The following is a 17793-nucleotide window of genomic DNA, read 5'->3' on the forward strand; positions in this document are numbered from 1 at the left end:
TCAGGCCCCGTGTATGCCCTTGAGCTAAATTCATTAGGTGTGTGGCGATGATTGCAAGAACTGCGGTCAGCACACGGCAAACCAGCGAAACCCTGCAACCCTCAGCCTCCCGACAGCACGCCCCAGAGCGGCCGCCACTTTAATTTCTGCCCGTCAAACCACCGGGCCCGCCTGCTTTGCAGAACGGTAATGATGGACGGCGGCAGACTGCCAGCCGTCACATCGGGCATCAGTTTGTTACACGCACTGCCTGCATAAAGGCGCGAATCTTGTCGTGATCCTTGATGCCCTTGCTCTTTTCTACTCCGCCACTGACATCAACGGCATAAGGACGCACCTGAGCAATGGCACCTGCAACGTTCTCGACCGTGAGGCCACCCGCCAAAATAATCGGCTTGCTCAGACCCTGCGGTATCAAAGACCAGTCAAACGCCTGACCGGTTCCACCGGGCACACCTTCGACATAGGCATCGAGCAAAATACCGCTGGCGCCTGCATACGCGTTGCAGGCACCGGCGATGTCATCACCGGCCTTTACGCGCAATGCCTTGATATAAGGACGGTGATAACCCTGACACTGCTCCGGTGTCTCATCGCCATGAAACTGCAGCAAATCAAGCGGTACGGCATCCAGGGTTTCGTTGAGCTCACAGGCACTGGCATTGACGAACAACCCGACCGTCGTCACAAAAGGTGGCAGGCCCGCAATGATGGCTCGCGCTTGCAACGCCGTAACGGCACGGGGGCTTTTTGCGTAAAACACAAAACCCAAGGCGTCAGCTCCGGCCTCGACCGCAGCCAGAGCGTCTTCTATGCGGGTAATACCGCAGATCTTGCTGCGAACAACGGACATCTCGATAACACCCCGAACGCGAAAGCCCCGGATGGTAACAAATGCTTATCCGGGCGTCAGCCGTCCAGTTCGGTAAAACCGGTCAAGAAATGTGGGCCTATGTAACGTTCCGGCAATTGAAACTCATCGCGGTATTCAACTTGCACCAGATACAAGCCATAAGGATGTGCCGTCACACCACCCGAGCGGCGGGTTCGACTCTCCAGCACTTCCTTGATCCACTCTACCGGTCGCTCTCCCGTACCGATGGTCATCAGCACACCGGCTATGTTGCGCACCATGTGATGCAGAAATGCACTGGCGCGAATATCCAGTACGATCATTCGCCCGTGACGGGTCACGCGCAAATGGTGCATCTCCTTGATCGGGGACTTGGCCTGGCATTGACCGGCGCGAAACGCACTGAAGTCATGCACACCCAACAAGTACTGGGCAGCCTCGGCCATGCGCTCTACGTCCAGCGGACGATGATTCCAGGTGACTTCCTGATTCAAGTGCGCGGGGCGGATCTGGTCGTTGTAGATCACATAGCGGTAGCGCCTGGCAATGGCCTTGAAGCGCGCATGAAAATCCGCAGGCATGACCTTGGCCCAGCTGACACTGATGTCATGGGGCAAGTTGATATTGGCGCCCATGACCCAGGCTTTCAACGAGCGCTCGGCCTGGGTATCAAAGTGCACGACTTGCCCGCAGGCATGCACACCGGCGTCTGTTCGCCCGGCGCACATCAACGAAACCGGAGAGGCCGCGACCTTTGACAAGGCGTTTTCCAGGGTTTCCTGGACAGTCAGCACACCATTGGCCTGACGCTGCCAGCCGCTGTAGCGCGAGCCTTTGTATTCCACGCCAAGCGCGATTCGGAAAAAACCGTCGGCAGCCATTTCAGCGGCTGGGTTATCTATATTTGCCAAGGACTTACAGCCTGCTCATAAACGCAAAGGTGGCCATTATAAGGCGCACCCCGCAAGACGCCATGAAACATTTCACCCAATCAGGTCAACCGCGCCAGCATTTCCAGGGCTTCAGACTGCTGCTGAGCATTACCCTCCTCCATGACTTCAGTCAGGATATCCCGCGCACCTTCGTCATCGCCCATGTCGATATAGGCCTGGGCCAGATCGAGCTTGGTGGCGGTTTCGTCGGCGCCCGACAGGAAGTCGAACTCGGGCTCATCATCGGCAAAAGGCTCAGCCAGGGTTGACTGCTCAAGGCTTTGGGACAGTCGATGCAGCTCGGCATTGACCTTGTCCAGCTCCAGAGAAAAGCTGTCAGGCTCAACACTCGCCGGGGCGCTCTCATCCGCCAGGGACAAGTCGAAATCCGCCGGCAGGCCCAGATCAAAGTCCGAGAGTTCTTCACGGGCAGCCTGAGCTTCAGCCTGTTGTTCAAGAACCGCTTCAAAACTGTCGACCGCAGGCTTGTCCTTGCCCGGCAGATCGGCAGACACCACCGCAGGTGACGCGGCCTCAAGCTCGTCGAGGCTCAGGTCGAAATCGTGATCAAACTCATCTACAGGAGGAGCAGTCACAGGCTCGGACTCTACCTCGCGATCGTCACGCATCATCTCCTGGACGAATTGTGCTTGAAGTTGCGTTGCCACAGCCGCCGTGGCGATGCCCGCCGCCGCAGCCACCAGCATGCCCGGGTAGCGCTTTTTAAGCTGCTCGACCTCGGCGTGGTTCTTGCCATTGGCAACCAACTGGCGCTCTTGGGCGACAAAGGCTTCACGCTCACCCAGCTCGCCATAAACCTGCATCAGCTTGAGACGCAAATCACTGCGCTGCGGAGCTTGATCGATCGATGCCTTGAGCAGCGCTGCGGCTTCAGTCAACTGACGCTGCTCGATCAGTTGCTCCGCCTGTTCCAGCACATCAGCAGCAGGTTTGGCCAACGACACGGGGGCAATCACGGGCGCTATCACTTCAGCTTCAGGCACTGACACTGGTGCAGGTGCCGGTGCCGGTGCCGGTGCCGGCTCGAGCCTGACGCTGCGCGATGGAGTCTCCAACCCTTCAAAACTGCTCTGCGGCATGTCCAGATCAACTGAAAAATCGGACTCTACTTCGAGTTCCCGAGCCATCCGCGCATGCTTTTCGGCTGCCTGCAGCGCTTTACGCCGACGCGCCATCAAGAGAAGAAGGAGCAGCAACAACACCGCCCCGCCACCTATCAGCCCAAGCAACATCGGGCTTGCCAGCAGATCCTGGATTTTTCGCTCCGCGCTTGGTGGTGCAGTGCTTTCAACAGGGCTTGGCGGGACTGCGGTAGCGGGTACACCCTCAAGCGCCGGGGCTATATCCGCTTCAGGCGCGTCCGCCGCCTGGGCGACGATTTGTGCCGGTATCGCCGCCGCCGGGTCGGCAGGCAGCCCTTTTTCGGCCTCAAGCTTGGCCAACTGATCATTCTTCAACACGATCAAACGCTGAAGTTTGTCCAACTGGCTTTGCAAATCTTTCATCCGGCTTTGCAGCTCGGCATTTTCACGGCGACTGGTGTCCAGCCCCTCCTGGGTCATTGCCAGCTTGTCGCTCACATTGCTGGCGTCCCCTGCAACACCCTTGCCTGCCGCCTTGCCCGCCTGGCCCGACACCAGGCTCAAACCGTCCCGCGCCACAGCCTTGGCAGGAGATGTCGATTCAGGCTTGCGACCGGTTGCATCCAGCTGCTGAGCCAGCGGCACCGTGCGACGGCCATTGCGCCAATCGGCATTTTGCGAGGCCACTTCGTTGACAGCCTTGGCCTGGGGCAACTGAACGCTTTGACCCGCGTCCGGCAAGCGCAGCACCTGACCGGTTTTAAGGCGGTTGATATTGCCGTTGATGAAGGCATCAGGGTTCAGGGCCTGAATCGCCAGCATGGTCTGCTGCACCGAGCCGCCATTACGTGCCTTGGCCGCGATTTCCCACAAGGTGTCACGGGCCGATGTCGTGTAATGCGCTGGCTGCGCAGAGTCAGGCGCAGAGGTTGATGCCGCCGCTGCGGTCTGAGGCGAGAACTTTGCAGGGTCGAGCAACACGCTGTAGTCGCGCATCAAACGGCCGTTAGGCCACATCACCTGCACCAGGAACTTTACGAAAGGTTCGGACAACGGCTGACTGGAAGTGACGCGCAATACGCTCTTGCCATCCGCGTTGATCACCGGAGTAAAACGCAGATCATCCAGAAATGCCGGACGCGGCACCCCTGCCTTGCTGAACTCCTGCTCGGGAGCCAGGCTCGGCACCACTTGCGCCGCGGTCAGATCCTTGACGTCCAGCAGCTCGATTTCTGCAAGCAATGGCTGGTTCTGGGTCGACTTGAGCGTCAGCTCCCCGAGCCCAAGCGCGTGTGCCATACCGGATGACAGCGCCGAAGCGGCGGCGATTGCTAACACTAATTTGCGAACCTGAACCATAGCCTCTTCCTTATTGGTACAGGCCTCGTCCCGCGAGACCTGTAGAGCTGCTGCCTGAAAGCAACCTGACTGCGACGACCGGCGCTGGAACCCTGTGACAACCTGCTACAAATTGGCGCCAAGTATCTTTTACAGCAGGTCTTTTATCAACAACTCAGCCAACTGCACGGCGTTCAACGCAGCACCCTTGCGCACGTTGTCCGAGGTCAGCCACAGATTGAGCTGCGAAGTGTCGTCCACACCGTGACGGACACGACCGACATACACCACGTCCTGACCCACCGCGTCCCCCACGGCTGTAGGGTAGTCGCCCTCTTCAACCAGCTCGATACAATCGCCAGCTTCGAGCGCCGCATTGACCCCGACCAAGTCCACCGGCCCGGCCAGCTGCAAGGACACACTAAAGCTATCGCCAAAAAACACCGGCGCTTGAATGCATGTGACCGAAATTTTCAGTGCTGGCATGCCCAAGACTTCGCGCAACTCCGTCACCAGGCGTTTTTCCAGCGGTACATGGCCCTGGGCATCTGGTTTGCCGACTTGCGCCAGCAGGTTGAACGCCATCTGGCGATCAAAAAAGCTAGTTTCCAGCGGATGCAGGTTCAGCAACGCCGTGGTTTGGCGCGCCAACTCGGAAACCGCTTCACGCCCCTGAGCAGACACTGCCAGGCACGCGGTCACACTCACCTGTTGAATGTCCAGCAAGCCGCGCAACGGGGCCAGGGCTACTGCCAGGGCGGTGGCCGAAGGGCTCGGGCTACTGACCTGCACAGGCTTTTGCAACGTTGCCAGAACCGGCGCATTCGCCTCAGGCACCACGTGAGGTGCTTGAGCCGAAGGCAGTGCACCTGACAAATCGATCACAATGCAGCCGGCTGCGCTGGCTTTGGCGGCAAAGCTCAAGGTCACGCCAGGCCCTGCGGCAAAGAAAGCCAGCTGAACCTTGCTGAAATCGAACTCGTCGACTTCGCGCACTCTCACGTTCTTGCCGCGAAAAGGCACCGAATGTCCAACTGACTCACTGCTGGCCAGCAGGTGCAAATCCGCAACCGGGAAATCCCGTTCCTCCAGGATTTGTACGATGGTTTCGCCGACGGTGCCGGTGGCACCAACAACGGCGATATCAAAGGACTGGCTCATGTGTCTACCTCAGGCGAAACGTGGGGAGCGGCACTTTACCGGTCGCAACTGCGACAGGCAACGCAACCGGCATATTTGATCCTGCCAAGTTGACTGTGGGAGCGGGCTTGCCCGCGATGGGGCCCACACGGTTCACCAGGTAAACCGCGGTGATGCTATCGCGGGCAAGCCCGCTCCCACAGATTTGAGCAACGCTACAAATGCACGGAGTTCTCATGCCCTGCCCAATAAAAAACCCGCCACTCTTGCGAGAGGCGGGCCTTTTACTTGCCAGGAAGCATTAACGCTCCAGCAAGATCCGCAGCATGCGACGCAACGGCTCAGCCGCACCCCACAGCAATTGGTCGCCTACGGTGAAAGCACCGAGGAATTGCGAACCCATGTTCAGCTTGCGCAGACGGCCAACCGGTACATTCAGGGTACCTGTTACCTTGGTCGGGCTCAGTTCCTGAATGCTGGCTTCACGCTGGTTCGGCACCAGCTTGACCCACGGGTTGTGCTGGCTGATCAGGTCTTCGATATCAGCAATCGGCACATCCTTGTTCAGCTTGATGGTCAATGCCTGGCTGTGGCAACGCATCGCACCGATACGCACGCAAATGCCGTCCACCGGAACCGGGTTCTTGAAGCGACCCAGGATCTTGTTGGTTTCAGCCTGCGCCTTCCATTCTTCGCGGCTCTGACCGTTTGGCAGCTCTTTATCGATCCACGGGATCAAGCTGCCAGCCAGTGGCACGCCGAAGTTCTCGGTCGGGTACGCATCGCTGCGCATGGCTTGCGCAACACGACGGTCAATGTCGAGGATGGCGCTGGCCGGATCAGCCAGTTGATCTGCGACCGCAGCATGGGTCGCGCCCATTTGCTTGATCAGCTCACGCATGTTCTGCGCGCCGGCGCCCGAGGCCGCCTGGTAGGTCATGGCACTCATCCACTCCACCAGACCCGCTTCGAACAGGCCGCCCAGGCCCATGAGCATCAGGCTGACGGTGCAGTTGCCGCCGATGTAGTTCTTGGTGCCCGCATCCAGTTGCTGGTCGATCACCTTGCGGTTGACCGGGTCCAGAATAATGACCGCGTCATCCTGCATCCGCAGGCTCGAAGCCGCATCGATCCAGTAACCTTGCCAACCCGCCTCACGCAGCTTGGGGAACACCTCGGTGGTGTAGTCGCCGCCCTGGCAGGTCAGAATCACATCGAGGGTTTTCAACTCTTCAATGTTGTAAGCATCCTTGAGCGGGGCAATCTCTTTGCCCACGGACGGACCTTGTCCACCGACATTGGAGGTAGTAAAAAACACGGGCTCAATAAGATCGAAATCCTGCTCTTCCAGCATCCGCTGCATGAGTACGGAACCAACCATACCGCGCCAACCGACCAGACCTACACGCTTCATCACAACGACACCTTTAACAAAAAGTGGGGTCGTTACTTCCACCAACAGGAAGTAACGGGCCAGAGAGATTACAGATTCTGTAGCGCGGCGACTACTGCATCGCCCATTTCCTGTGTTCCAACCTTGGTGCAACCCGCCGACCAGATGTCACCGGTACGCAAACCCTGGTCCAGCACCAGGCTCACCGCCTGCTCAATGGCATCGGCCGCAGCACTCTGATTGAAGCTGTAACGCAGCATCATCGAGACCGACAAAATGGTTGCCAGCGGGTTGGCAATGCCCTGCCCCGCGATGTCCGGCGCCGAACCGTGGCACGGCTCGTACATGCCTTTATTGTTGGTATCCAGGGACGCCGACGGCAGCATGCCAATCGACCCTGTGAGCATCGAGGCCTGATCGGACAGGATGTCGCCGAACATGTTCTCGGTCACGATCACGTCAAATTGCTTGGGCGCACGCACCAGCTGCATGGCAGCGTTGTCGACGTACATGTGGCTCAGTTCAACGTCCGGGTAGTCCTTGGCCACTTGCTCGACCACTTCACGCCACAGCTGGCTGGAAGCCAGCACGTTGGCCTTGTCTACCGAGCACAGCTTTTTGCCGCGAACACGGGCCATGTCGAAACCGACACGGGCGATGCGACGGATTTCACTTTCGCTGTACGGCAGCGTGTCATAGGCCTGACGCTCGCCGTTTTCCAGTTCGCGGGTGCCACGTGGCGCGCCGAAATAAATGCCGCCAGTCAGTTCGCGAACGATCAGGATATCAAGGCCCGCGACGATTTCAGGCTTGAGGCTCGAAGCATCCGCCAGTTGCGGGTACAGGATGGCCGGACGCAGGTTGCCGAACAGGCCCAATTGCGCACGGATTTTCAGCAGGCCGCGCTCAGGACGAATGTCGCGTTCGATCTTGTCCCATTTCGGGCCACCCACGGCGCCCAGCAGTACAGCGTCCGCAGCACGGGCGCGTTCCAGGGTCTCGTCGGCCAGCGGCACGCCATGCTTGTCGATGGCAGCACCGCCGATCACGTCGTGGGTCAGTTCAAAGTTCAGGTTGAACTTGTCGTTGGCCAATGCCAGCACCTTGACCGCTTCGGCCATGATTTCCGGACCGATACCGTCGCCTGGGAGAATCAGAATCTGCTTGCTCATGGGTTCCTCTTTTCTTGTCTGTTGATGCCCCCGCAGGCGCATCCTGAAATAGTGGGGTTACTTCTCGGCCCACAGCACCAGCACATCGGTGCTGAACGTGCCATCGGCTTCAATCTCGAAATACTCGCGAACCTCGCTGCCCATCGCCTGCTGCAGTTGGCGAATGGCCGCGCTCATGACCTGCGGCGTGCGCATGCGCTCGATCCAGGAGCTGAACTCTAAACGCAAACGCTGACGCTGTGTGCTGCGCGTATGCAAACCGGCTTCACTGACCTGACGCAGCCATTCGCCCGCAGAGTAGTTGCGCACATGACTGGTATCGCGCAGCACCTCGACCGCTTGCAGGTAGGTGTCCAGCAACGCGCTGCCCGGCGACATCACATCAATAAACACCGCTACACCACCGGGCTTGAGTACCCGGCGAACTTCGCGCAGGGCCAGGCCGACGTCGTTCCAGTGATGGGTCGAATAACGGCTGAGTACGTAATCGAATTCAGCGTCGGCAAACGGCAGGCGCTCGGCCGCACCGCACACGGTGGTGATGTTGCCCAGTCCGCGATCGGTTGCCGCCGCACTGACCACATCGAGCATTGGCTGCGACAGGTCGTAGGCCACGACATCCTTGACCAGTGCTGCCACGTGAAAGCTCACATGACCCGCGCCACACCCCAGGTCCAGCACCCGCGCCTGCGGTTTGTCAGCCAGCTCAGCCTTTAGCAGGCCGAACTCAGTGCCTTGCGCGTGCACGGCACTGCTCAGATAGGCCGACGCCTGTTCGCCGAACTGCTTTTGTACAACCTGGGTGTGCTGGGCGGTGCTGGTCATGTTGATGTCCTTGTTGAATCTGTAGTCGCTGCCGCAGGCTGCGATAGGGGTCGCGGAGATTCCAGAAAACGGGTTGCTACGAAACCCTTCGCAGCCTGCGGCAGCGACTACAAGGCGTGTTATGCGTCGCGGAACAACCACGGCTGGCTTGCACGGTGCTTGCTTTCAAATGCGGCAATCGCTACGTCGTCCTGCAAGGTCAGACCGATATCGTCCAGGCCGTTGAGCAAACAGTGCTTGCGAAACGCATCGATCTCAAAGCTCAAGACCTTGCCATCAGGACGGGTCACGGTTTGTGCTTCAAGGTCGATATTGAGCTGGTAACCCGGCTCGGCTTCGACCTGGGCAAACAGCTCATCCACTTCGGCGTCGCTCAAAATGATCGGCAACAAGCCATTCTTGAAGCTGTTATTGAAGAAGATGTCGGCATAACTCGGTGCGATGATGCTGCGAAATCCGTACTCTTCCAGCGCCCAGGGCGCGTGCTCACGGCTGGAGCCGCAACCGAAGTTTTCACGGGCCAGCAACACACTGGCGCCCTGATAACGCTCGGCATTGAGTACAAAGTCCTTGTTCAGCGGACGCTTGGAGTTGTCCTGATAGGGCTGCCCCACATCCAGGTAGCGCCATTCATCAAACAGGTTCGGACCAAAGCCGGTGCGTTTGATCGACTTCAAAAACTGCTTGGGAATGATTTGGTCCGTGTCCACGTTGGCTCGATCCAAAGGCGCGACCAAACCGGTGTGCTGAGTAAAAGCTTTCATGCTGCGCTCCTTAGATCAATTCGCGGACGTCGATGAAACGACCGTTCACAGCGGCGGCGGCGGCCATTGCCGGGCTCACCAGGTGCGTACGGCCACCGGCACCCTGACGGCCTTCGAAGTTGCGGTTGGAGGTCGATGCGCAATGCTCGCTGGACTCCAGTCGGTCCGGGTTCATCGCCAGGCACATCGAGCAACCTGGCTCACGCCATTCAAAACCGGCCTCCAGGAAAATCTTGTCCAGCCCTTCCGATTCAGCCTGGGCCTTGACCAGGCCCGAGCCCGGTACCACGATCGCCTGCTTGATGGTGGACGCCACTTTACGGCCTTTGGCAATCACGGCTGCAGCACGCAAGTCTTCGATTCGAGAGTTGGTGCACGAGCCGATAAACACGCGATCCAGCTGGATATCGGTGATCGCCTGATTAGCCGTCAACCCCATGTACTTCAGCGCACGTTCGATCGAGCCGCGCTTGACCAGGTCGGCTTCCTGCGCCGGATCCGGCACGTTCTGATCAACTGCCAATACCATCTCGGGCGAAGTACCCCAGCTGACTTGAGGCTTGATCTGGGCAGCGTCGAGTTCAACCACGGTGTCGAAGGTTGCATCGCTGTCGGAAACCAGGTCTTTCCAGGCTTCGACGGCCATGTCCCATTCGGCGCCTTTAGGAGAGAACGGACGACCCTTCACGTAATCGACCGTCTTCTGATCCGCCGCTACCAGGCCTACGCGGGCACCGGCTTCGATGGACATGTTGCAGATGGTCATGCGGCCTTCAACCGACAAGTCGCGGATCGCGCTGCCGGCAAACTCGATGGCGTGACCATTGCCGCCTGCGGTGCCGATCTTGCCGATCACTGCCAGTACGATGTCCTTGGCTGTCACGCCGAACGGCAATTGCCCTTCGACCGACACCAGCATGTTCTTCATTTTCTTGGCGACGAGACACTGCGTGGCGAGCACATGCTCAACCTCGGAGGTGCCGATGCCGTGGGCCAATGCACCGAATGCACCGTGGGTCGAGGTGTGCGAGTCGCCGCAGACCACGGTCATGCCCGGCAAGGTGGCGCCCTGCTCCGGGCCGATCACGTGAACGATGCCCTGGCGCACGTCGTTCATCTTGAACTCGGTAATGCCGTACTCGTCGCAGTTGTCGTCGAGGGTCTGGACCTGCAAACGGGAAACTTCGTCAGCAATCGCTTCGATCCCGCCTTTGCGTTCCGGCGTGGTCGGTACGTTGTGGTCCGGGGTGGCGATGTTGGCATCGATGCGCCAAGGCTTGCGCCCGGCCAGACGCAGACCTTCAAAGGCCTGCGGCGACGTCACTTCATGAATGATGTGACGGTCGATATAGATCAGCGCCGAACCATCGTCGCGCTGCTTGACCAAATGCGAATCCCAGAGCTTGTCGTAGAGCGTTTTGCCGGCCATCAGACGGTTTCCTCATCAGCTACTTTTCTGTGCCAATAACCACTTGGCTTGTGAGGTCGATCCTATGGGGTTACAGTTAATAACTCAAATTCATAATTTTCATGCTTTGGATAACCAACAGGAATTCGAATAGATGGATCTCGCGAATCTCAATGCCTTTATTGCCATTGCTGAAACCGGCAGCTTTTCCGGGGCCGCCGAACGGCTGTTCCTGACCCAGCCCGCCATCAGTAAACGCATCGCCAGTATCGAGCAGCAACTCAAGCTCAGGCTGTTCGACCGGCTGGGGCGTGAGGTCAGCCTGACCGAGGCGGGACGGGCATTACTGCCACGGGCCTATCAGATTCTCAACGTGCTGGATGACACCCGCAGGGCGCTGAACAACCTCAATGGTGAGGTCAGCGGGCGTCTGACCCTGGCCACCAGCCATCACATTGGCCTGCACCGTCTGCCGCCTTTGCTGCGCGAGTTCACCCGCACCTATCCCAAAGTCGCGCTGGACATTCAGTTCCTGGATTCAGAGGTGGCCTATGACGAAATTCTCCATGGCCGCGCCGAACTGGCCGTGATCACCCTCGCACCGGAACCTCACTCGCTGATTCGGGCCGTGCCCGTATGGGATGATCCGCTGGACTTCGTGGTCGCCCCCGAGCACAGCCTGACCCGGAAAAAGGCGGTCAGCATGGCGGATATCGCGCGTCATCCGGCGGTGTTCCCTGGCGGCAATACCTTCACCCACCATATTGTCCATCGCCTGTTTGAAGCCCAGGGCCTTACCCCCAATATCGCCATGAGCACCAACTACCTGGAAACCATCAAAATGATGGTCTCCATCGGGCTGGCCTGGAGCGTACTGCCGCGCACCATGCTCGACGAGCAAGTGGCATCGATTGCCTTGCCCGGCATCCAGTTGACGCGCCAGCTGGGTTATATCCTGCATACGGAGCGGACTCTGTCCAATGCGGCCCATGCCTTCATGACCCTTCTGGATGGCCAGGTCGACACCCGGCCCCTTCAAACGGACGACGCTCCACTAAGCATCCCAGTGAAATAATCCAGCGCATTTGGCCCACTAAAACAACAAGGATCCGCCATGCAAGCTCCTGACATTTTCATTCTCAGCGCCCAGCGAACGGCCATTGGTACGTTTGGTGGCGCCCTCAAGGACGTGCCTCTGGCCGACCTGGCAACCACCGCCGTAAAAGCCGCGTTGCTGAACAGCCAGGTCGATCCCGAGCGCATCGGCCACGTAGTGATGGGCAACGTGATTCCAACCGAGCCCCAGGATGCCTACCTGGCGCGAGTCGCCGCGATCAATGCCGGGATCCCCAAAGAAACCCCGGCCTATAACGTCAATCGCCTCTGCGGCTCCGGCTTGCAGGCCATTATTTCGGCCGCCCACACCCTGATGCTCGGCGATGCCGAATTTGCCATTGGCGCCGGGGCCGAAGCCATGAGCCGCGGCCCGTACCTGCTGCCTGCTGCCCGTTGGGGAGCGCGCATGGGGGATGGGCAGATGCTCGATTACATGCTCGGCATTCTGCACGACCCGTTCCACGGCATTCATATGGGCGTCACCGCCGAGAACATCGCCCAGCGCAACAGCATCAGCCGCCAGACCCAGGATGCCCTGGCATTTGAAGACCAGCAGCGCGCAGCGCGCGCCATCGCCCAGGGGTACTTCGACAGTCAGATCGCCGCAGTTGAGGTACGCAGCCGCAAGGGCAGCGTGATGTTCAGTCAGGATGAACACCCGCGGGCCACCACCCTGGAACAGCTGGCGCAGATGAAACCTGCGTTCAAGAAGGACGGCAGCGTGACCGCAGGCAACGCATCAGGGCTCAATGACGGTGCAGCGGCGCTGGTATTGGCCAGTGGCGCTGCGGTACAGGCTGGCAACCTGACGCCAATGGCCCGCCTGGTGGCGTATGCCCATGCCGGGGTAGAACCCGAATTGATGGGCCTTGGACCGATTCCGGCAACGCGCCTGGCGCTTAAACGGGCGGGGTTGAACATTGAAGACATGGACGTCATCGAAGCCAATATCGCCTTCGCCGCCCAAGCCTGCGCCGTGATGCAGGAGCTGGACATGGACCCGGCCAAGGTCAACCCCAATGGCTCGGGGATCGCCCTGGGGCACCCGGTTGGCGCCACCGGCGCGATCATCGCCACCAAGGCCATCCATGAACTGCACCGGATCAAGGGCCGCTACGCCCTGGCAACCATGTGCATCGGTGGCGGCCAGGGCATCGCGGTGATTTTCGAACGGGTTTGAACCCTCGTACATGAGTGGGAGCGGGCTTGCTCGCGATGCAGGCCCCGCGGTCTGTCAGGTAAACCAGGGCGATGCCATCGCGGGCAAGCCCGCTCCCACAGGTCGCATGGCACTACGCAGGCATACGGCCAAACTTGCCCGACTGGAAGTCAACAAATGCCTGCTGGATCTCGGCATCCGTGTTCATCACAAACGGGCCATGCCCCACGATCGGTTCGTCGATCGGCTCACCACTCAGGATCAGCAGCACCGCATCGTTATTGGCCTCAAGCCGGACTTGCGAACCGTCACGCTCGAACAGCGCCAACAGCCCTTCGCGCACCACTTCCTGACCGTTGACCTCAACCGCACCGTGCAACACCACCAGCGCCGTGTTGCGCCCCTGATGCACATCGAATGTCGCCGACTTACCCGCGTTCAGGCGGATGTCCCACACGTCGATATCGGTGAAGGTCCGCGCCGGGCCACGCGTGCCATCGAACTCACCGGCAATCAGGCGCAACCGACCGGCATCGTCCTTTAGCGCCAGATCAGGAATATCCCGGTCCACAATGCCCTGATACCCCGGCGCCGACATTTTGTCCCTGGCCGGCAGGTTGACCCATAGCTGCACCATTTCCAGCGGGCCGCCACTGCGGGCAAACGCCTCGGAATGAAACTCCTCGTGCAGGATCCCCGAAGCCGCAGTCATCCATTGCACATCACCAGGGCCGATCACCCCGCCGTTACCGGTGGAATCACGGTGCTCAACTTCGCCTTTGTAGACGATGGTCACGGTTTCGAAACCACGATGGGGGTGCTGGCCCACACCACGACGCTCTGTGGTTGGCGAGAACTCGGCTGGCCCAGCGTAATCAAGCAGCAGGAACGGGCTGATGTATTTGCCCATGCTGTCATAGGAAAACAACGTGCGAACCGGAAAGCCATCGCCGACCCAATGGGGACGGGGAGCTGTGTACACACCCAGAATTTTTTTCATGTTGCACCTCCTGTCAATCATGGGGACAAGCTTAGATTCGATTCATCCATAAGACTAGACAGTGTTTTTGACACTAATCGTCCCACTAACAGAACAATCTATTGCACTGTGGGAGCGGGCTTGCTCGCGATGGCATCAATGGGATCAATCAGGCAAACCGAGTCGCCTGCATCGCGAGCAAGCCCGCTCCCACCAAGGCCCCGACTGTGGCCATCAGCTAAATAAAACTATTTGAAAATCCTGTTTCTGGTTTCTCCATCGCGCTGCGTCTAATAACTATTCCCATTAACAAAAAAGAAATTCCCCACTTCGGAGCCTAGGCACGCGATGCAACGACCCAACTTGAGCCGGACCCCTCTTTCGATCGCTACCCAGCGCCAGACTGTTCGCCGCACCCTGCTGTCCAGCGCCTTTGTAGCCTCGGTATTGCTGGGTTCATCCATTGCCCAGGCGGCGCCGGTGGCCTTGAATATTCCGTCTCAATCCCTGGCCAGCGCGCTGAATGAACTGGGCAAGCAAGCCAATCTGCAAATCCTGTATAGCCCGGATCAGGTCCAAGGCATCACGTCCCGCCCCGTGTCCGGCTCGCTCGAACCGGTCAAGGCTCTGGAGTCCCTGCTGCAAGGCAGCGGCATTTCGTATCAGCTCAATGGCGACACGGTGATTCTGAGCGCCCCCCAAGGCAAAGGCCTGGAATTGGGTGCGACCACTGTTTCCGGCAAGGGTCTGGGCGACTCGCTGACCACAGAAGACACCCGTTCCTACACGACCGGGGCCAGCAACAGCTCGACCAAACTGGCCCTTTCATTGCGCGAGACCCCGCAAACCGTGACCGTAGTCACCCGCCAGATGATGGACGACCAGGCGGCCCAAAGTATCGGTGACGTGCTGCGCAACGCGCCGGGTGTGTCCACCCAGGCCTACGACAGCGACCGGATGGAATACTCGGCCCGCGGCTATGCAATCACCAACTTCCAGTACGACGGTGTCAACACGCTGTATGACGGGGTGTTCGATGAGGGCGCAACCAAGGTCGACATGGCCCTGTATGACCGGGTAGATATCGTCAAGGGTGCCACCGGCCTGCTGTCCGGCTCGGGCGAGCCTTCGGCCACGGTCAACCTGATCCGCAAAAAGCCGACCCGCGACTTCAAGGCCTCGATCTCGGCCAGCGCAGGTTCGTGGGACAACTACCGCACCGAAGGCGATATTTCGGGGCCGCTGAATGAAGATGGCAGTGTGCGCGGTCGCATGGTGGCGGTGTACCAGGATGCCGACTCGTACCGCGATCACTATTCAAAAAAGAATGATGTGATGTACGGCATCATCCAGGCCGACCTCACCCCCGACACCCTGCTCACCTTTGGCATGGACTACCAGAACATCAAGCCACGCGGCTCGTCCTGGACCGGCAACCCGTACTACTACTCCAACTACACCAAGACCGATTTCAGCCGCTCGTTCAACCCGGCCACCGACTGGAGCCGTCGCGACGTTCAAATCCAGACGACCTTCGCCTCCCTGGAGCACCGCTTTGCCAATGACTGGAAAGTCAAAGGCAGCCTGACCCAGCAAACCAACGACCACGACACCCTGCTGGGCTCGGCCAGTGGCGGCATGCCTGATCCGGTGACAGGCGACGGCATGTCCTTCTACTGGGGTCACTGGGAAGGCCATCGCGTCCAAAACACTGTCGATATCAATGCCACCGGCCCGTTTACCCTGTTTGGCCGCGAGCATGAACTGGTGGTCGGCGCCACGTCCCAGTCCTCCCGCCAGACCGGGGCGACCTTCGACAGCAGCGAATATCGTGTGCTGTCCGAAAGCATCTTTGACTGGAACGGCAACTACCCACGGCCGGACTTCCCGAAGAACGGCAAATATGAAACCAACCAGAATCAGAACAGCGCCTACATCGCCGCACGCTTCAAGCCTGCGGACGACTGGTCGATTATCCTCGGCAGCCGCCTGAGTGACTTCCAGTACAACAGCACCTATCGGTATTACCAGCAGAGCAGCAACTTCCAGGACAACAAAACCTCTGCCAAGCAACACGGCGAGGTGACGCCCTACGCTGGCGTGGTGTATGACATCAATGAAAACTACTCGGTGTATGGCAGCTACACCTCCATCTATAAACCCCTCACCGAGCAAAGCGGTTCTGGCGCCACCCTGGCACCCACTGAAGGCAACAGCTACGAACTCGGCGTCAAGGCCGAGTACTTCGATGGTCGTTTGAATGCCAGTGCAGCGGTGTTCCGTACCGAACAGAAAAATGTACCCATCCAGGTGGGCACAAACGCAAACACCAACCTGGGCATCTTCGAATCCCTGGATGGTGCAACCACCAACGGCATTGAACTTGAGCTGTCCGGTGAGCTGATGCCGGACTGGAACCTGATGGCAGGCTACACCTACGCCAGAACTCGCTCCGATGATGGGGAGCGTGTCTATGGCTACCCGCTGGAAACCACCAAACCGGAAAACGTGGCGCGGGTGTTTACCACCTACCGCCTGCCGGGCGTGATGAACAAGGTGACCGTGGGCGGTGGCGTGAACTGGCAGAGCCCGTTCTACGGCAAGATCTACAACTCGGCCAAAGAAGACTACGACATCATCGAGCAGCAAAGCTTTGCGCTGGTCAACCTGATGACCCGCTACGAGTACAACGAACACCTGTCGTTCAACCTCAACGCCAACAACGTGTTCGACAAAAAATACCTGTCGGGCCTGGGCAACTTCAGCACCACCTACTACGGCGAACCTCGCAGCCTGATGCTGACCTCCAAATACACCTTCTAAGCTCTCATCCCTAAACCCTTCAGATGGGATCCATAAACCTCACCGGCTCAACGATGGGGTTAATGGATCCCACTCCCTGCCCTCTTTCCAGGTCAACCGGACGCGTGCTGGGGCCATCGGTTTTCAGCGCTCAGTCACAATGCCCGGTCAGCGTTTGCGAAGCTGGCTTTAAGAGAAGTCATGTTCTGTTCACGCAGCGCGAGAGCCATATCCCAAACGGGCTAGCTAAACGAATCAATATCGAAATTGAAGGGTGTTCCCGGAATGCGGACTCCGATAATGGCTGCTATCGCCCGCTCATCATCGCCGGCTGCTGGCGGAGCCATTGCCAGTTGTTCCTCCTTACGGTTCTCTGCATGAGCTTTCCAGCGAGGCAAATCCTCATCAGTCAGTTCGGGTAGTCCCGCGAACACGCCATACACATCGGCCTCACTGACACGGCTAACCCGTAACTCGCTCAGCCGCGTGCGCGTGATCTCTATGTTGCGAAACTCTTGTTGAAGAGCGGCCATCGCCGCGGCTTGATTACGGACATATTTGTCGGAGCTCGCCGCCAGGCGGCTCTCCAGGGTGAGTACTTGCCGCTTGGCATTGGTTAATGCCTCATCCACCTGCTCAAACTCATCAATAGTCACCAATGAGCGATTGGACTCCTGAGCATCCTGCCAGCGGCGCAGGCTGGCCCAGCAGTTGGGAATGTAGCTGACGACCATTTTGTGGTGGGCATTATCAATCACTTGTCGCAAGAATGAGCCACGGGAGGGCAGGCCGTCCGTTGCCTTTAGCGC

Annotated in this window: 13 protein-coding genes and 1 pseudogene; 3 read left to right on the top strand and 11 right to left on the bottom strand. The window is 59.0% G+C overall.

The features are described from left to right. Positions 1-229: 229 nt before the first annotated feature. The 9 genes from AACY07_RS22080 to leuC all read right to left on the bottom strand — a co-directional run bounded on the left by AACY07_RS22080 (position 230) and on the right by leuC (position 10949). The gene (locus AACY07_RS22080; protein ID WP_339477639.1) at positions 230-853 is read right to left on the bottom strand and encodes a phosphoribosylanthranilate isomerase; all 624 of its coding nucleotides are present in this window, start codon (positions 851-853) and stop codon (positions 230-232) included. A 56-nt stretch (positions 854-909) separates the two neighbouring features. Then, positions 910-1734 (bottom strand): tRNA pseudouridine(38-40) synthase TruA, encoded by an 825-nt coding sequence (truA, locus tag AACY07_RS22085; RefSeq protein WP_339477668.1) that lies wholly within the window; start codon positions 1732-1734, stop codon positions 910-912. A gap of 110 nt (positions 1735-1844) precedes the next feature. Continuing rightward, on the bottom strand, positions 1845-4247 hold the full coding sequence (locus AACY07_RS22090; RefSeq protein ID WP_339477642.1) for a FimV/HubP family polar landmark protein: 2403 nt from the start codon (positions 4245-4247) through the stop codon (positions 1845-1847). A gap of 129 nt (positions 4248-4376) precedes the next feature. Continuing rightward, positions 4377-5387, bottom strand: a complete 1011-nt coding sequence (locus AACY07_RS22095) for an aspartate-semialdehyde dehydrogenase (protein ID WP_339477645.1) — start codon at positions 5385-5387, stop codon at positions 4377-4379. A gap of 280 nt (positions 5388-5667) precedes the next feature. Then, on the bottom strand, positions 5668-6780 hold the full coding sequence (asd, locus tag AACY07_RS22100) for an aspartate-semialdehyde dehydrogenase (RefSeq protein ID WP_133079412.1): 1113 nt from the start codon (positions 6778-6780) through the stop codon (positions 5668-5670). A gap of 68 nt (positions 6781-6848) precedes the next feature. Beyond that, complete coding sequence (gene leuB, locus AACY07_RS22105) at positions 6849-7931, bottom strand: 3-isopropylmalate dehydrogenase (protein ID WP_133079413.1); 1083 nt, start codon at positions 7929-7931, stop codon at positions 6849-6851. Positions 7932-7988: 57 nt separating this feature from the next. Beyond that, positions 7989-8756 carry a class I SAM-dependent methyltransferase gene (locus AACY07_RS22110; RefSeq protein WP_339477648.1) on the bottom strand — a complete coding sequence of 256 codons (768 nt, stop codon included), beginning with the start codon at positions 8754-8756 and terminating at the stop codon, positions 7989-7991. Positions 8757-8875: 119 nt separating this feature from the next. Further along, a complete protein-coding gene (gene leuD / locus AACY07_RS22115; RefSeq protein ID WP_326398181.1) occupies positions 8876-9520 on the bottom strand; it encodes a 3-isopropylmalate dehydratase small subunit in 645 nt (214 codons plus the stop codon). 10 nt (positions 9521-9530) lie between these two features. Next, positions 9531-10949 carry a 3-isopropylmalate dehydratase large subunit gene (gene leuC, locus AACY07_RS22120; RefSeq protein ID WP_339477651.1) on the bottom strand — a complete coding sequence of 473 codons (1419 nt, stop codon included), beginning with the start codon at positions 10947-10949 and terminating at the stop codon, positions 9531-9533. A 133-nt stretch (positions 10950-11082) separates the two neighbouring features. Between leuC and AACY07_RS22125 the strand changes: the two genes are divergently transcribed. Both AACY07_RS22125 and AACY07_RS22130 read left to right on the top strand, forming a co-directional pair. After that, positions 11083-12003, top strand: a complete 921-nt coding sequence (locus tag AACY07_RS22125) for a LysR family transcriptional regulator (protein ID WP_339477653.1) — start codon at positions 11083-11085, stop codon at positions 12001-12003. A 39-nt stretch (positions 12004-12042) separates the two neighbouring features. Further along, positions 12043-13224 (top strand): acetyl-CoA C-acyltransferase family protein, encoded by a 1182-nt coding sequence (locus AACY07_RS22130; RefSeq protein ID WP_339477655.1) that lies wholly within the window; start codon positions 12043-12045, stop codon positions 13222-13224. A gap of 112 nt (positions 13225-13336) precedes the next feature. On the opposite strand, the gene AACY07_RS22135 is transcribed toward AACY07_RS22130, so the two are convergent. After that, on the bottom strand, positions 13337-14203 hold the full coding sequence (locus tag AACY07_RS22135) for a pirin family protein (RefSeq protein WP_339477658.1): 867 nt from the start codon (positions 14201-14203) through the stop codon (positions 13337-13339). 327 nt (positions 14204-14530) lie between these two features. On the opposite strand from AACY07_RS22135, the gene AACY07_RS22140 reads away from it, so the two are divergent. Then, entirely contained in the window at positions 14531-17005 is a 2475-nt protein-coding gene (locus AACY07_RS22140) for a TonB-dependent siderophore receptor (RefSeq protein WP_339477660.1), read from the top strand. A 221-nt stretch (positions 17006-17226) separates the two neighbouring features. Here AACY07_RS22140 and AACY07_RS22145 read toward each other — a convergent pair. Further along, positions 17227-17793: pseudogene (locus AACY07_RS22145) on the bottom strand (lipase family protein); the annotation flags it as partial.

It is taken from the genome of Pseudomonas sp. RL_5y_Pfl2_69 (assembly GCF_963970465.1).
Classification (GTDB): domain Bacteria; phylum Pseudomonadota; class Gammaproteobacteria; order Pseudomonadales; family Pseudomonadaceae; genus Aquipseudomonas.

Excerpts from the sequence above, each read along its gene's own strand:
- truA (WP_339477668.1), bottom strand. The coding sequence starts at position 1,734 with ATGGCTGCCGACGGTTTTTTCCGAATCGCGCTTGGCGTGGAATACAAA.
- AACY07_RS22095 (WP_339477645.1), bottom strand. The coding sequence starts at position 5,387 with ATGAGCCAGTCCTTTGATATCGCCGTTGTTGGTGCCACCGGCACCGTC.
- AACY07_RS22110 (WP_339477648.1), bottom strand. The coding sequence starts at position 8,756 with ATGACCAGCACCGCCCAGCACACCCAGGTTGTACAAAAGCAGTTCGGC.
- leuC (WP_339477651.1), bottom strand. The coding sequence starts at position 10,949 with ATGGCCGGCAAAACGCTCTACGACAAGCTCTGGGATTCGCATTTGGTC.
- asd (WP_133079412.1), bottom strand. The coding sequence starts at position 6,780 with ATGAAGCGTGTAGGTCTGGTCGGTTGGCGCGGTATGGTTGGTTCCGTA.
- AACY07_RS22125 (WP_339477653.1), top strand. The coding sequence starts at position 11,083 with ATGGATCTCGCGAATCTCAATGCCTTTATTGCCATTGCTGAAACCGGC.
- AACY07_RS22130 (WP_339477655.1), top strand. The coding sequence starts at position 12,043 with ATGCAAGCTCCTGACATTTTCATTCTCAGCGCCCAGCGAACGGCCATT.
- leuD (WP_326398181.1), bottom strand. The coding sequence starts at position 9,520 with ATGAAAGCTTTTACTCAGCACACCGGTTTGGTCGCGCCTTTGGATCGA.
- AACY07_RS22080 (WP_339477639.1), bottom strand. The coding sequence starts at position 853 with ATGTCCGTTGTTCGCAGCAAGATCTGCGGTATTACCCGCATAGAAGAC.
- AACY07_RS22090 (WP_339477642.1), bottom strand. The coding sequence starts at position 4,247 with ATGGTTCAGGTTCGCAAATTAGTGTTAGCAATCGCCGCCGCTTCGGCG.
- AACY07_RS22135 (WP_339477658.1), bottom strand. The coding sequence starts at position 14,203 with ATGAAAAAAATTCTGGGTGTGTACACAGCTCCCCGTCCCCATTGGGTC.
- AACY07_RS22140 (WP_339477660.1), top strand. The coding sequence starts at position 14,531 with ATGCAACGACCCAACTTGAGCCGGACCCCTCTTTCGATCGCTACCCAG.
- leuB (WP_133079413.1), bottom strand. The coding sequence starts at position 7,931 with ATGAGCAAGCAGATTCTGATTCTCCCAGGCGACGGTATCGGTCCGGAA.